The sequence below is a fragment of the Stutzerimonas xanthomarina DSM 18231 genome (assembly GCF_900129835.1).
Classification (GTDB): domain Bacteria; phylum Pseudomonadota; class Gammaproteobacteria; order Pseudomonadales; family Pseudomonadaceae; genus Stutzerimonas; species Stutzerimonas xanthomarina.
On record NZ_FQXA01000001.1, the window covers coordinates 568,317 to 583,741 of the forward strand.

Annotated in this window: 10 protein-coding genes, 1 pseudogene and 1 riboswitch; of the genes and pseudogenes, 5 read left to right on the forward strand and 6 right to left on the reverse strand. The window is 60.7% G+C overall.

Going from position 1 to position 15,425, the window contains the following annotated elements; all coding sequences use genetic code 11:
- Positions 1–25: 25 nt before the first annotated feature.
- Positions 26–460, reverse strand: coding sequence for a hypothetical protein (locus BUE09_RS02575; protein WP_073299146.1), 435 nt, complete (start codon positions 458–460; stop codon positions 26–28).
- 152 nt (positions 461–612) lie between these two features.
- On the opposite strand from BUE09_RS02575, the gene BUE09_RS02580 reads away from it, so the two are divergent.
- The 4 genes from BUE09_RS02580 (at position 613) to rhlE2 (ending at position 6,570) form a co-directional block, all read left to right on the forward strand.
- Complete coding sequence (locus tag BUE09_RS02580) at positions 613–1,866, forward strand: cation:proton antiporter (RefSeq protein ID WP_073299147.1); 1,254 nt, start codon at positions 613–615, stop codon at positions 1,864–1,866.
- A 93-nt stretch (positions 1,867–1,959) separates the two neighbouring features.
- Positions 1,960–2,111: riboswitch (S-adenosyl-L-homocysteine riboswitch) on the forward strand.
- Positions 2,112–2,134: 23 nt separating this feature from the next.
- Positions 2,135–3,544, forward strand: coding sequence for an adenosylhomocysteinase (ahcY, locus tag BUE09_RS02585; RefSeq protein WP_073299148.1), 1,410 nt, complete (start codon positions 2,135–2,137; stop codon positions 3,542–3,544).
- 117 nt (positions 3,545–3,661) lie between these two features.
- Complete coding sequence (gene metF, locus BUE09_RS02590; RefSeq protein ID WP_073299149.1) at positions 3,662–4,516, forward strand: methylenetetrahydrofolate reductase [NAD(P)H]; 855 nt, start codon at positions 3,662–3,664, stop codon at positions 4,514–4,516.
- A 236-nt stretch (positions 4,517–4,752) separates the two neighbouring features.
- The gene (rhlE2, locus tag BUE09_RS02595) at positions 4,753–6,570 is read left to right on the forward strand and encodes an RNA helicase RhlE2 (protein ID WP_073299150.1); all 1,818 of its coding nucleotides are present in this window, start codon (positions 4,753–4,755) and stop codon (positions 6,568–6,570) included.
- A 104-nt stretch (positions 6,571–6,674) separates the two neighbouring features.
- Here rhlE2 and adeC read toward each other — a convergent pair whose 3' ends face one another.
- The 5 genes and pseudogenes from adeC to BUE09_RS02620 form a co-directional block, all read right to left on the reverse strand.
- The gene (adeC, locus tag BUE09_RS02600) at positions 6,675–8,105 is read right to left on the reverse strand and encodes an AdeC/AdeK/OprM family multidrug efflux complex outer membrane factor (RefSeq protein WP_073299151.1); all 1,431 of its coding nucleotides are present in this window, start codon (positions 8,103–8,105) and stop codon (positions 6,675–6,677) included.
- Positions 8,102–11,236, reverse strand: coding sequence for an efflux RND transporter permease subunit (locus BUE09_RS02605; protein ID WP_073299152.1), 3,135 nt, complete (start codon positions 11,234–11,236; stop codon positions 8,102–8,104). The genes adeC and BUE09_RS02605 overlap by 4 nt, the downstream gene beginning before the upstream one ends.
- Positions 11,237–11,242: 6 nt before the next feature.
- A pseudogene (locus BUE09_RS02610) lies at positions 11,243–12,402 on the reverse strand (efflux RND transporter periplasmic adaptor subunit).
- A gap of 244 nt (positions 12,403–12,646) precedes the next feature.
- A complete protein-coding gene (locus BUE09_RS02615; RefSeq protein WP_073299153.1) occupies positions 12,647–13,222 on the reverse strand; it encodes a YceI family protein in 576 nt (191 codons plus the stop codon).
- 22 nt (positions 13,223–13,244) lie between these two features.
- Entirely contained in the window at positions 13,245–13,799 is a 555-nt protein-coding gene (locus BUE09_RS02620) for a cytochrome b (protein ID WP_073299154.1), read from the reverse strand.
- Positions 13,800–13,967: 168 nt separating this feature from the next.
- On the opposite strand from BUE09_RS02620, the gene BUE09_RS02625 reads away from it, so the two are divergent.
- On the forward strand, positions 13,968–15,374 hold the full coding sequence (locus tag BUE09_RS02625; RefSeq protein ID WP_073299155.1) for an adenosylmethionine--8-amino-7-oxononanoate transaminase: 1,407 nt from the start codon (positions 13,968–13,970) through the stop codon (positions 15,372–15,374).
- The last annotated feature ends 51 nt before the right edge of the window (positions 15,375–15,425 follow it).

Genomic DNA, 15,425 nt, shown 5'->3' on the forward strand with positions numbered 1-15,425 from the left:
AGCCGTATCGCCAAACCGCGTCCATCTACTGCGACCATTCACCGCCCGCGGTTTCGCAGTCGATCTTGGCCTGGGCTTGATCCGTTGCCTTGTAGTGGTAAGTGACGATACGCGCCTGTTCAGGCACCGTGGTCGGCGCGGGCGTGCTGTTGGCCTGACTACCGGTGGCGCGTTCGTTGGCGAGCGTTTCGGGCGTCAACGCTGCCGTACAAACGCCGAAATGGCCGGACGGGCAACTGTCGAGAATTTCACGACGAGAGTTTTTCACCGCCTCGTTGTTTTGGCAGACCCAATCGATGTCGTTGTCTTCCATGCCTTCGTAGCGAAAACACTTTTCGGTCACCACCGGCGGCGGCACCGCGCCGGAGGTTTCGGCGCTGACATAGCAGGAATTGGCGGCAGCCGGCAGACTCAACCCGGCCGCAATGGCTAGCAGAACAGAACGAAACAAGAGGTTCATGTTGGCAGCTCCTGAAAGTCTCTCGCCCGGCGAGGTTCACCGAACCTTAAAGTACGACCCGTCGGTCCTTGGCTGAGTTCGCGATTCGCCCGGCACCATTTGCACCGCGACCTAGTCCACTCTGCATCCCATGGTGCTGACCTGAGGACTCTATGCTCGAAATTTCGGCGATTTTCATCAGCCTTACGGCGCTGCTCGCCTACCTCAACTACCGCTTCATCGGTTTGCCCCCAACCATTGGTGTAATGGCCACGGCGCTGGTGTTTTCGCTGCTGCTGCATGGGTTGACCATGCTGGGCCTGCCGCTGCTGGAAGCACAGATCGAAACCCTGGTTGGTCGGATCGATTTCAACCACCTGCTGATGGACGGCATGTTGTCGTTTCTGCTGTTTGCCGGCGCGCTGCATATCAACCTGGCCGATCTGCGTGCGCGGCGCTGGTCGATCGGTCTGCTAGCCACCGTAGGCGTCCTGTTCTCGACGGCCGTGATCGGTTTCGGCAGTTGGTGGATTCTTGATCTTTTCGGGCAGCAGCCGCCGCTGCTCTATTGCCTACTGTTCGGCGCACTTATCTCGCCAACCGATCCCATCGCCGTACTCGGCATCATGCGTTCGGCCGGAGCGCCAAAAGCGCTGGAAACCACCATCGTCGGCGAGTCGCTGTTCAATGACGGGGTCGCGGTGGTGGTGTTCACCGTACTGCTGGGCGTGCTTGCCCGCGGAGAAGCCCCTGCGGCGAACGAGGCCGTCTGGCTGTTCTTCGAAGAAGCCGGCGGCGGCATCTTGCTCGGCGCCTTGCTTGGCGCACTGACCTTCGCCCTGCTCAAGAGCATCGATCAATACCAAGTGGAGGTCTTGCTGACCCTCGCGCTGGTCCTGGGCGGCTATACCCTGGCCACACACCTGCACGTCTCCGGCCCCATCGCCATGGTGGTAGCAGGGTTGATCATCGGCAATCAGGGTCGGCGGCACGCGATGTCGGATCACACCCGGGAGAACCTCGATAACTTCTGGGAGCTGCTCGACGAGATCCTCAACGCGGTGCTCTTTGTGCTGATCGGCATGGAGCTGGTGCTGCTGCCATTCAGCGCGCATTACCTGCTGATTGCGCTGTGCGTGACGCTACTCATCCTTGGCACCCGCCTGGCGGCGGTCGGCCCGGCAGCCTTCCTGTTACGCAAAATGGGCCGAGCACTGCCCAACGGCACGGTGCGCATCCTCACCTGGGGCGGGCTGCGAGGCGGGATTTCGGTGGCGCTGGTGCTGGCGCTACCAGCCAGTGACGAGCGCGATCTGCTACTGAACATCACCTATCTGATCGTGCTGTTCTCGATTCTGGTCCAGGGTTTGAGCATCGGCCGGCTGGTCCGCCAAATCTGCACTCGCGCCAGCGGCGACATTCACTGACCGAGAGCACTGCGCCGGGCTTGGGATTGCCCGCAGTCACAGCTATAATCGCCGGGTTTCACACCGCCGACACCGTTCGGCCGTGCCCGCCACCTGTCCGAGGGGCGCTGCAGCAGGGCGAAAGCCTGTTTTGGATCTAGCAAGCCACGCGGCTTATCTGTCGCGCAGCAGCAGGACCAAATCAGATTTCACCTGTCAGGCTCGGACAGGGCGTTAACCATACGCATCAACGGCGCCCATTCGCACAAAACGAATGGAGAACTCTTCAATGAGCGCTGTCATGACGCCTGCCGGTTTTAACGATTTCAAGGTCGCCGATATTTCCCTGGCCGCTTGGGGCCGTCGCGAGATCATCATCGCGGAATCGGAAATGCCTGCCCTGATGGGCCTGCGCGACAAGTACGCTGGCGAGCAGCCGCTGAAAGGCGCGAAAATCCTTGGCTGCATCCACATGACCATCCAGACCGCCGTACTGATCGAGACGCTGACCGCCCTCGGCGCCGAAGTACGCTGGTCCAGCTGCAACATTTTCTCGACCCAGGATCAGGCCGCCGCCGCCATCGCTGCCGCCGGTATCCCGGTATTTGCCTGGAAAGGCGAGACTGAAGAAGAGTACGAGTGGTGCATCGAGCAGACCATTCTCAAGGACGGCCAGCCGTGGGACGCCAACATGATCCTGGACGACGGCGGCGACCTGACGCAGATCCTGCATGACAAGTACCCGCAGGTGCTCGAGCGCGTGCATGGCGTCACCGAGGAAACCACCACTGGCGTGCATCGCCTGCAGGACATGCTGAAGAAAGGCACCCTGAAGATCCCAGCGATCAACGTCAACGACTCGGTCACCAAGAGCAAGAACGACAACAAGTACGGCTGCCGTCACAGCCTCAACGATGCGATCAAGCGCGCCACCGACCACCTGCTGTCGGGCAAGCAGGCGCTGGTGATCGGCTACGGCGACGTAGGCAAGGGCTCGGCACAGTCCCTGCGTCAGGAGGGCATGATCGTCAAGGTCTCGGAAGTCGACCCGATCTGCGCGATGCAGGCCTGCATGGACGGCTTCGAACTGGTCTCCCCGTACAAGGACGGCCTGAACGACGGCACTGACGCCTGCATCGACACCGCGTTGCTGGGCAAGATCGACCTGATCGTCACCACCACCGGCAACGCCAACGTCTGTGACGCCGGCATGCTCAAAGGCCTGAAGAAGCGCGCCGTGGTGTGCAACATCGGTCACTTCGACAACGAGATCGACACCGCCTTCATGCGCAAGAACTGGGCGTGGGAAGAGGTCAAGCCGCAGGTGCACAAGATCCACCGCACCGGCGCTGGCAGCTTCGATGCACAGAATGACGACTACTTGATCCTGCTGGCCGAAGGCCGTCTGGTGAACCTGGGCAATGCCACCGGCCACCCGAGCCGGATCATGGACGGCTCGTTCGCCAACCAGGTGCTCGCACAGATCCACCTGTTCAACGAGAAATTCGCCGACCTGCCGGTTACCGAAAAGACCAAGAACGTCACGGTGATGGTGCTGCCGAAGAAGCTCGACGAGGAAGTCGCAGCCGAAATGGTCAAGGGCTTCGGTGGTGTCATCACCCGCCTGACGCCGACCCAGGCCGAGTACATCGGTGTCGAGATCGAAGGGCCGTTCAAGCCAGACTCTTACCGCTACTAAGACCGCTGGAGGCCGGAAGGCTGGAGGCTGGACGAAATGATCCAGCCTCCAGCCTCCAGTCTTTGTCGATGAAGGAAGTCTCGGGCAGCGTGCTGTCCGACAGCCCCTGGATTTGTCATGAGCAAACCCCAATCGAAACCCGCCATCAGCTTCGAGTTCTTCCCCACCAAGACCGACGCTGGGCATGAAAAATTGATGGTCACCGCGCGTCGGCTGGCCGAATACAAGCCGGACTTCTTTTCCTGCACCTACGGTGCGGGTGGTTCGACCCGCGACCGCACCCTGAACACCGTGCTGCAGCTCGACGGCGAAGTGAAGGTGCCGACCGCACCGCACCTCTCCTGTGTCGGCGACGGCAAACAGGAACTGCGCGAGCTGCTCAATCTGTACAAGGACGCCGGCATCAAACGCATCGTTGCGCTGCGCGGCGATCTACCGTCCGGCATGGGCATGGCCAGCGGCGAGCTGCGCTACGCCAACGAGCTGGTGGAGTTCATTCGCAGCGAAACGGGCAATCATTTCCACATCGAGATCGCAGCGTACCCGGAGATGCATCCGCAGGCGCGCAACTTCGAGGACGACCTGGCCAACTTCGTGCGCAAGGCCAAGGCCGGCGCTAGCAGCGCCATCACCCAGTACTTCTTCAACGCCGACTGCTACTTCTACTTCGTCGAGCGCGTGCGCAAGCTGGGCGTGGAGACGCCGATCGTTCCGGGCATCATGCCGATCACCAACTACAGCAAGCTCGCGCGCTTCTCCGACGCCTGTGGCGCCGAAATTCCGCGCTGGGTTCGCAAGCAGCTGGAGTCCTATGGTGATGACATGGAAAGCATCCAGGCCTTCGGCGAGCAGGTAATCAGCGAGATGTGCGAGGAACTGCTGACTGGCGGTGCGCCGGGATTGCACTTCTATACGCTGAACCAGGCCGAACCCAGCCTGGCGATCTGGGATAACCTCAAGCTGGGCCGCTAAATCATCGATCCAGCTCCCTGCAAAAACAGGGAGCTGGTCAATGAACCTGCGAACTGCCACACTGTCCTACCAATGCGGTGGTAACAGGCTCTGTTATACTCCGCGCTTCCGCCAGGCTTACGCCCGGATGTCGTTATCGTCGAGATGCGGCAGGACCGGACGGGATCGCACGCCAGTCGCGATTCGAGCCAGGCATGACCATCCAGGGCATCGCCCTATACAAGACAGGATTACTCATGTCCTTTGCTTCCCTCGGTCTCTCCGAGGCTTTGGCCGGTGCCGTCGAGGCCGCCGGTTACACCCAGCCTACACCCGTGCAACAGCGGGCCATCCCCGCCGTGTTGCAAGGCCGCGACCTGATGGTCGCTGCACAGACGGGAACCGGTAAGACCGGTGGTTTCGCGCTCCCCGTTCTCGAAATTCTCTTCCCGGGTGGCCATCCCGATCGCGAACACCGTCACGGTCCACGCCAGCCGCGCGTACTGGTACTGACGCCAACGCGCGAACTGGCCGCCCAGGTTCATGACAGCTTCAAGGTCTACGCCCGCGATCTGCCGCTGAAAAGTGCGGTCATCTTCGGCGGCGTAGGCATGAACCCACAGGTTCAGGCGATTGCTAAGGGTCTCGACGTGCTCGTCGCCTGCCCTGGCCGTTTGCTCGACCTGGCCAACCAGAAAGCCGTCGATCTGTCGCATGTCGAAATTCTGGTCCTCGACGAAGCCGACCGCATGCTCGACATGGGCTTTATCCATGACGTCAAGAAGGTACTGGCCAAGCTGCCGACCAAGCGCCAGAACCTGCTGTTCTCGGCGACTTTCTCCAAGGACATCACCGACCTCGCCAGCAAGCTGCTGCACGAGCCGGAAAAAATCCAGGTCACCCCGCCCAACACGACAGTCGAGCGTATCGAGCAACGGGTATTCCGCCTGCCCGCTACACACAAGCGCGCCCTGCTGGCCCACCTGATTACTCAGGGCGCCTGGGAACAGGTGCTGGTGTTCACCCGCACCAAGCATGGCGCCAACCGCCTGGCTGAATACCTCGACAAGCACGGCCTGCCTGCCGTCGCGATTCACGGCAACAAAAGCCAGAACGCGCGTACCAAGGCGCTGGCGGATTTCAAGGCCAACCAGGTACGTATCCTGGTCGCCACCGATATCGCCGCGCGCGGCCTGGATATCGATCAACTGCCTCACGTGGTCAACTTCGAGCTGCCGAACGTTGAGGAAGATTACGTTCACCGGATCGGGCGTACCGGTCGGGCTGGCCGCAGCGGTGAAGCGATTTCGCTGGTTGCACCCGACGAGGAAAAGCTGCTCAAGGGCATCGAGCGGATGACCAAGCAGAAGATTCCGGACGGCGATTTGCTGGGCTTCGACGCCAGCACAATCGAAGCGGAAAAGCCGGAAGTCCGTGAGCCGCGCCAGCCACGTCCTGCTCGCAACAGTGAACGCAAACCTCGCGGCGAGCGCGCCGCCAAAACCACCGAAGCTGCAGCCAGCGAGCCGAAAGCGGGAGACCGCAACCGTCGTGGACGCAACAAGCCGCGCAATGCGCGTCCTGCGCCGGGCTCGGCAGAGCAGACGGCTGCGGCGCCAGTGAGCCGTCCGCCTCGCCTGCCGAGCGATCGCGCTCCGGACGTATTTCTTGATGACGAAGTCGATAATTTCGGCAATAGCGTCGACTATGTCAGCCCCTACCAGAACAAGCAGGGGCGTGGCCGTCGCCCCGGCGCCCCGGCTCAACCCGGTAGCCAGCCACGTGCCGCGGCAGCTCCACGCAGCGGCACTGCCGGAGCAGGCGCTCAGGGCAAAGGCAAGCGCCAGGGCCAATCGGCCCGTGGCGGTCAGCCACGCCGCAAGAATGAAGGACGCCGCATCGACGGCGATAGCGGTGGGGCCCGTCGAGACATGGCGGAGAAGCCGAAGGAAAAGCAGCCGGTCATCATCCACAAGGAGTCGAAGCTGGACCGACTGCCCAGCATTGAGCAGTTGGAACAGCTTCCGACCAAGCCTCGTGGTGAGAAGCCGGCATTGCTGACCCGCAACCGCTGAAAACGTAGCATAAACAAGAACGCCGCCCTCAGAGGCGGCGTTTTTGTTAGAGCGTTAGCTCGGCAAGAACATCATCGAACCACGGCAAGCGCCGCAAAACATCCTCAACCCTGCCCTGGGATAGCCTCGCCCTGGGCGTCCCAACCGCCGCCCAATGCCTTGAACAGCTCGACCTCGCTGACCATCTGCGCCAGACGGTCGCTGATGAATTGCTGCTGAACTTCGAACAGCTGCCGCTGTGCGTCGAGGAGGGTCAGGTAGCTGTCTATCCCGGTGCGGTAACGGCGTTCGGCAAGGCGGTAATAGTCCTCACTGGTCTCCAGCAGATCGCGCTGAGCCTGCACCTGGCGAACGTAGGTGGCCTGAGCGGCCAGTCCGTCCGCCACTTCACGGAAGGCTGTCTGGATTGCCTGCTCGTACTGCGCCACCTGGATGTTGCGGCTGATCTCGGCATAGTCGAGGTTGGCACGCAGCTGCCCGGCGTTGAAGATCGGCACACTGATGCTCGGGGCGAAGTTCCAGTAGCTGGAGCCGCCATCGAACAGCCCGGACAGCTCACTGCTCGCAGTACCCACCGCACCGGTGAGGCTGATGCGCGGAAAGAACGCCGCCCTCGCCGCGCCGATATTCGCGTTGGCAGCACGCAGCTGGTATTCAGCTTGAATGATATCCGGACGTTTATAGAGCAGGTCCGACGGCAGCCCCACCGGAACCGCCGCCAGCAGGTCGCGCTCCAGCCGACCATCAGCCGGCAACTCCAGCGGAATATTGCGACCAAGCAGCAGCGTCAGGGCGTTGCGATCCTGGGCCACCTGGCGGGTATAACGCTCGATCCCGACTCGTGCGGTATCGACTGCGCTGCGCGCCTGGCTCAATTCGAGTGCTGAGGCTACGCCAACATCGAAGCTGCGCTGAGTAAGCGAGAGACTCTCCTCATAAGTTTTCAGCGTGTCACGGCTCACCTGTAGCAGAGCCTGATCGGCCTGCAAGGTCAGCCAGGCGTTGGCAACGCTGGCAATCAGGCTGACCTGCGTGCTCCGCTGCGCCGCTTCCGTGGCGAAGTACTCCTGCAATGCCTGTTCGCGCAGACTGCCCAGGCGCCCGAACAGATCAAGCTCCCAGGACACCCCGAGCGTCGCACTGTATTGGCTGCTGATGGCGCTTTCGCCGGTCTGGTTCAGATCACCCGGCGTTCGAGTACGACTGCCGGCTGCGTCGCCACTTACCAGCGGCAGTACATCGGCTCGCTGTACGCGGTAAAGGGCGCGATAGGCATCGACGTTCAGCGCCGCGATACGGAGGTCGCGGTTGTTCTCCAGCGCCACGGTGATCAACTGACGCAGCGCCGGATCCTTGAAAAAGGTCTGCCAGTCCATCTCCATCTGCGCCCCTTTCGCCGCACTGGCAGAACCGATGTAAGCCTCACCCTCTGGCCAGCTGGCAGCCGTAGGTGCGCCAGGCCGCTGGTAATCCGGCATTAACGAGCAACCGCTCAATGCTGCCATCAGTGCCAGGCTCAGTAGTGACTTGTTCATTGCGCCTCCCCGTTTTGCTCGTCATCGCCGGCTTTTTTTCGCTTACCCAGCGACGACACCAGGACATAGAACAGCGGCACCCAAAAAATGGCCAACACCATGGCGCTGAGCATGCCGCCGATCACGCCGGTACCGATTGCATGCTTACTGCCTGCGCCCGCCCCGCTGGAGATTGCCAGCGGGAGCACGCCGAGCATGAACGCCAGGGACGTCATCACGATAGGACGCAAACGAATACGGCAGGCTTCAATCGCGGCAGCGGTCAGTGTCATGCCTTGCTCATGCAGGGTCTTGGCGAACTCGACGATCAGGATCGCGTTACGCGCCGACAAGCCTACAGTGGTAAGCAGCCCGACCTGGAAGAAGACGTCGTTCGACAATCCGCGGCCCATGGTGAAGGCCAGCGCACCGACAATGCCCAACGGCACAACCAGCATGACAGAGAGCGGAACCGACCAGCTTTCGTACAGTGCCGCGAGGGCAAGGAATACCACCAGCAGCGACAACGCATAGAGCGCCGGTGCCTGCGACCCGGACAAACGTTCCTCATAAGACTGCCCCGTCCATGAGTAACCGATGCCCGCCGGCAACTGTTCGGCGATCCGCTCAACCGCTGCCATGGCCTCGCCGGAGCTGTAACCTGGTGCAGCCGCGCCCAGAATTTCCATCGCCGGCACGCCATTGAAACGCGTCAGCTTTGGTGGGCCATAAGTCCACTCTCCCGTGGCAAAGGCGGTGAACGGCACCATCTCGCCCTCAGCGTTACGCACGTACCACTTCCCAAGGTCCTCCGGATTCATCCGCGAGGTCGGCTCGCCCTGCATGTAGACACGCTTGACCCGACCCCGATCGATGAAGTCATTGACGTAGCTCGAGCCCCAGGCAATGGAGAGTGAATCGTTGATCGCCGCAAGCGAGACCTGATGCGCACGCGCTTTTTCATCGTCAATGATCAGCCGATACTGCGGCTCGTCACGCATCCCGTTGAAGCGAACACCGGTGAGCGTCGGGTCCTCGGAGGCGAGCTGCATGAACTGGTCGCGAGCCTTGGTCAGCGCTTCATGACCAAGCCCAGCCTGATCCTGCAGATACACGTCGAAACCGGTGGCATTGCCCAACTCCATGACCGCAGGCGGCGCGAAGGCGAACACCATGGCGTCACGAAGGCTGAAGAAGTAGCCCTGCGCACGCTCCGCCAGGTCGAATACGCCCTGCCCAGGCTCAGTCCGCTCTTCCCAGGGTTTGAGCATGATGAAGGCCATACCTGAGCTCTGGCCACGACCGGCGAAGTTGAAGCCGGTAATGGTGAATACCGAGCGGACCGTCTCGCCCTCCTCAGTCAGCAGATAATCGCGCATCTGCTCGACGACCTCCTGAGTCCGATTCGCGGTCGAACCAGCCGGTGTCTGAACCTGGGCGAACAACACACCCTGGTCCTCCTCTGGAAGGAACGCAGTAGGAATGCGCGTGAACATCCAGATCATGATGCCAACGATGACCAGATACATAAGCAGGTAGGGCAGTTTGCGCCGCAGCACAGCGACCACGCCACGCTCGTAGCGCAGCGTGCCGCGCTCGAAGGTGCGGTTGAACCAGCCGAAGAAACCGCGCTTGCCCTCGTGATCGCCGCTGTGCGGCTTGAGAATGGTCGCGCACAGCGCCGGCGTGAAGATCAGCGCGACCAGCACCGAGAGCACCATGGCCGAGACGATGGTGATCGAGAATTGCCGGTAGATAACCCCAGTGGAGCCACCAAAGAACGCCATCGGCAACAGCACGGCGGAAAGCACCACGCCGATACCCACCAGCGCGCTCTGTATCTGGCCCATCGACTTGCGAGTGGCCTCCCGTGCGGAAAGCCCCTCCTCGCGCATCACCCGTTCGACGTTCTCCACCACTACGATCGCATCGTCCACGAGCAAGCCAATGGCCAGAATCATAGCGAACATCGTCAGCGTATTAATGCTGTAGCCGAATGTCAGCAGGACCGCAAAGGTGCCGAGGATCACCACGGGCACAGCCAGCGTCGGGATCAGCGTCGCCCGCAGGTTCTGCAGGAACAGGAACATCACCAGAAACACGAGCACGAAAGCTTCAATCAGCGTATGCACAACGCCTTCAATGGAGGCCGAGATCACCGGTGTGGTGTCGTAGGGGTAAACCACCTCGACGCCCGGCGGGAAGAAGGGCTCCAGCTCGGAAATGGTTGCGCGCACCGCATTTGCGGTATCGAGTGCATTGCCGCCTGCGGCAAGACGTATCCCCAAGCCCGCTGCTGGACGGCCGTTATATTCGGCGCGGATCGCATAGCTTTCGGCACCGAGCTCAACTTTTGCGACATCGCGCAGGCGTACCTGTGATCCGTCAGCATTGACCTTCAGCAAAATCCTTTCGAACTGTTCCGGCGTCTCCAGGCGTGTCTTGCCAATGATCGTGGCGTTGAGCTGCTGCGTTTCTACAGCCGGCAAGCCGCCAAGCTGGCCGGATGAAACCTGAACGTTCTGCTCCTGTACCGCGGACCGGACGTCCACTGCCGTCAGCTGGTACTGTTGCAGTTTGGCCGGGTCGAGCCAGATGCGCATGGCGTACTGCGCGCCGAACACCTGGAAGTCACCGACACCCGGCGTACGCGAGATGGGGTCCTGCACGTTGGCGACGATGTAGTTGGCCAGGTCGAAGTTGGTCTGCTGTCCATCCTTCGACACCAGCGCCACGACCATCAGGAAGTTGCGCGCCGATTTCGACACACGTATGCCCTGTTGCTGAACTGCCTGGGGCAGCAACGGGGTGGCGAGCTGCAGCTTGTTCTGGACCTGCACCTGGGCGATGTCAGGGTTGGTGCCCTGCTCGAACGTCACGTTGATGCTCATGCTGCCATCGGAGTTGCTTTCCGAGGAGATGTAGCGCAGCCCATCGAGGCCATTGAGCTGCTGCTCGATGACTTGAACGACGGTGTCCTGGACGGTCCGCGCCGAAGCGCCCGGATAGTTGACCGATATCGATACGTTCGGCGGTGCGATGCTCGGATATTGGTTGACTGGCAGATTAAGGACCGCCAGCGCACCGGCGAGCATCAGCACCAGAGCAATTACCCAGGCGAAGATTGGCCGATCGATGAAGAACTTGGACATGTCTGGTTATTCCTTTTGGCCAGCAGCGGCTGTGCCAGCCTGAGCACCGCTCTGCCCGGCCGGCTGGACATTACCGGCTGGCTGCGGGTTGACCTCAACACCAGGGCGAATGAACTGCAGGCCTTCGGTGATCACGCGATCACCTGGCTGCAGGCCTTCGCTGACCAGCCAGCGATTGCCCACTGCGCGCTCGGTCTTGATCTTGCGCAGCTCGACCTTGTTGTCGGCACCCACCACCATCGCCGTCGGCTCGCCACGAGCGTTGCGGGTAACGCCTTGCTGAGGCACCAGCAAAGCCTGCTCACGTACACCCGCGAGCAGCCGCGCATGGACAAACATTCCGGGCAGCAGGTTTTTTTCAGGGTTTGGGAACTTGGCGCGGATGGTGACCGAGCCCGTGCCTTCGTCTACGGCCACCTCGGCAACTTCCAGCGTGCCGTCATGCGGATACTCGGAACCGTCTGATAGGATCAACGAGCCTTCGCCGCGCTGTCACTGGCCTGCTGCAGCCGGCCGCTTTCCAGATCACGCCGCAGGGCAATCAGATCCTGCACCGGCTGGGTCACATCGACATAGATCGGATCAAGTTGCTGGATAGTCGCCAGTTCCTGCGCCTGGCCATTACTGACCAGCGCACCCTCTGTCACAGCAGAGCGGCCGATGCGTCCGGAGATGGGCGCCAGTACCTTGGTATAACGCAGATCAATTTTCGCCCGCTCGAGCTCGGCCTGTGCCTGCAACGACGCGGCCCGAGCCTCATCATGGGCCTGCTGGCTTACCGCCTGCTCCTCGACCAGCAACGCATAGCGATCCGACAGCGACCTGGCCGAGGCCTGCTTCGCCTGAGCGCTTTTCAAGGCAGCCTCGTAGACCGCCGGATCAATCTGATAGAGCTGCTGTCCCTTTTTCACTTCGCTGCCTTCGTTAAACAGGCGCTTCTGAATAATCCCGTTTACCTGCGGACGGACTTCGGCGACGCGGAAGGCTGTGGTTCGGCCTGGCAGTTCCGTCGTCAACTCGAACGGCTCGGCCCCGAGCGTCACAATGCCTACCTGAGGAGCCGGCTGCTCTGCCGGCGCCGCCGCTTGTTCTTCCTGGCAACCGCTGAGCAGTGCCGCAGCAATAGAGAAACTGAGCACAGCAGCACGGGCTGACTTTATAGACATCGAAAGCGACCTCTTGAACAGGTAGCCCAGGGCAGAGCAGCCCGGGCGGACTCGAATGGCAGAATGCGAGGAATATACTTACATTCAAGACTGTCTGTAAACAGTCGATCACCGCTCCAGTGCTCTATTGTGCTGATCGCACAAGCCAGTCGAGTGACCAGCCCGGCTTCTCGAAAACGACAGTAGCAGGAGCTGCAGAAACCAGAACGCCGGCTTACGCCGGCGCCCGATGAGCTGCATTTGCTTACTGACGCACGCCTTCCACCGAGATGATCAGATCAACAGTCTGCGAAGCTGGACCCAAGTCCATCTTGATGTCGAAATCTTTCAGTTTGAGCGTCGTTGTACCTTCGAAGCCTGCACGATAGCCGCCCCATGGATCCTTGCCTTCGCCGAGGAACTTGGCCGCGATGACCACGGGCTTGGTAACACCATTTAGTGTCAGGTCGCCGGTGATATCAGCAGCGCCATCGCCGGTTGGCTTGACTGAAGTGGACTCGAAAGTCGCCGTTGGGTGCTCAGAGACGTTCAGGAAATCTTCGCTGCGCAGATGCTTGTCACGCTCGGCATGGTTGGAAAAGACGCTGTCAGTCTGCAACGTGACCTTCACGCTGCTAGCTTCTGGCTTCTCGGCATCGAAGCTGAAACTGCCGTCAAACTCCTTGAACGAACCCCACAGCCAGCTGTAACCAAGGTGGCTGATCTTGAAATTGACGAAGGCATGCTGGCCTTTGGTGTCGATCGCGTAGTCAGCGGCAAGCGCCTGGCCAGCAAGCATCATCGAGCCCAGGGCCAGTGCAGCAAAGCGTTTTTTCAACATGGAATACTCCTTTTGAGGTTTGTCAGGCATCGGCGCGTCCGAACATTCGTTTGAGCGTCGAGTCGCGATCGATGAAATGGTGCTTCAGAGCCGCCAGGGCATGCAGACCGGAGAAGATCACCAGCCCCCAGGCGAGGTATTCGTGGATCAGGCCGGCTATGTCTTCCTGATCGGGAATCGAGGTGACCAGCGCAGGCACTTCAAACCAGCCGAACACGCTGATGCTGCGGCCATCCGCGGTGGATATGAGGTATCCGGAGATCATGACCGCGAACAGGCCGAGGTATAGAACGCCATGACCCACCTTGGTCGCCAGCCGTGTCATTTGCCCGTGGTTCGCGAGTGGCGCTGGCCCACGATTGAGGAAGCGCCAAATGACGCGCAGGACCATCAAGGCCAGCAGGAGCAGGCCGATGCTCTTATGTACGTCCGGTGCGGTCCGATACCAGCTGCTGTAATAAGTCAGCCCGACCATCCAATAACCCAGCGCGAACAGCACTACAACAGCGACCGCCACCACCCAGTGCATCGTGATACTGACCAGACCGTAGTTACTGGAAGAATTCCGCCATTGCATCGCTGAAGCCCCAAATGATGAACGCGCTTAGCCTAACGGCTAACAGATCGAAATGAATCGCATTTTTTCGTTTCAAAATATCGGCCTGGTAGATAGATCCGCTTCCGTTGAACGGACCGCCGTGCTGTTTCTGCTAGGCTGCGCCGACGCCTATGCCAAGGAGCAATGATGAGCCTGAACGACAGCTGGATGCAGCGTGACCTATCCGTGCTCTGGCACCCCTGCACCCAGATGAAAGATCACGAACAACTTCCGCTGATCCCGATCCGGCGCGGCGACGGTGTGTGGCTCGAGGACTTCGACGGGAAGCGCTATCTGGACGCCGTCAGCTCCTGGTGGGTCAATGTGTTCGGGCATTCCAACCCACGCATCAATCAACGCATTAAAGACCAACTCGATCAGCTCGAACACGTCATGCTTGCCGGCTTCAGTCATCAGCCGGTCGTCGAACTGTCGGAGCGACTGGTAAGCATCACGCCTGCCGGCCTTGATCGAGTGTTCTACACCGACAATGGATCGACCGGCATCGAAGTTGCGCTGAAGATGAGCTTCCACTACTGGCGCAATATCGGACGCTCGGACAAGCAGCGATTCGTCACCCTGACCAACAGCTACCACGGCGAAACGGTTGCCGCCATGTCTGTGGGCGATGTCGCGCTGTTCACCGACACCTATAAGCCGCTCTTGTTGGACACCTTCAAGGTCCCGAGCCCGGATTGCTACCTGCGCCCCGAGGGCGTCAGTTGGGAAGAACATTCGCGCACCATGTTCGCCCATATGGAACAGACGCTGGCCGAGCATCATAGCGAGATTGCTGCGGTGATCGTCGAACCCCTGATTCAGGGTGCAGGCGGTATGCGCATGTACCATCCGATCTATCTCAGGCTGCTGCGCGAGGCCTGCGACCGCTACGATGTGCACCTTATCCATGACGAGATCGCGGTTGGCTTCGGCCGCACCGGCACCATGTTTGCCTGTGAGCAGGCCGGCATCACGCCGGATTTCCTCTGCTTGTCCAAAGCCTTGACCGGCGGCTACCTGCCGATGGCAGCGGTGCTGACTACAGACAAGCTGTACCAGGCTTTTTACGACGACTACGCTACCTTGCGCGCCTTCCTTCATTCGCATACCTATACCGGCAACCCGCTGGCCTGCGCAGCGGCATTGGCCACGCTGGACATCTTCGAGCAAGACAATGTCATCAAAGCCAACAAGCGACTGGCAGCACGCATGAAAACAGCCACGGCTCACCTAAGCGATCATCCGAAGGTTGCTGAGGTACGCCAGACCGGAATGGCGCTCGCCATCGAAATGGTCCAGGACCGAGCCAGCAAGACGCCTTACCCATGGCAGGAGCGTCGCGGGCTAAAGGTCTACCAACACGCGCTACAGCGAGGCGCGCTGCTGCGCCCGCTGGGTAGCGTTGTGTACTTTCTACCGCCGTACACCATTACTGAGGAACAGATCGAATTTCTTGCCGAGGTGGCAACCGAGGGCATCGACATTGCGACACGAGCAGCTATCAGCGTTACGGTCCCAGCAGGCGCGCCGGATGAATTTCGTGATCCCGGTTAACCGGTTGAGGTTACCGGCGCGCCCGGTTGGCCATTAAACTCCCTCTCTCTT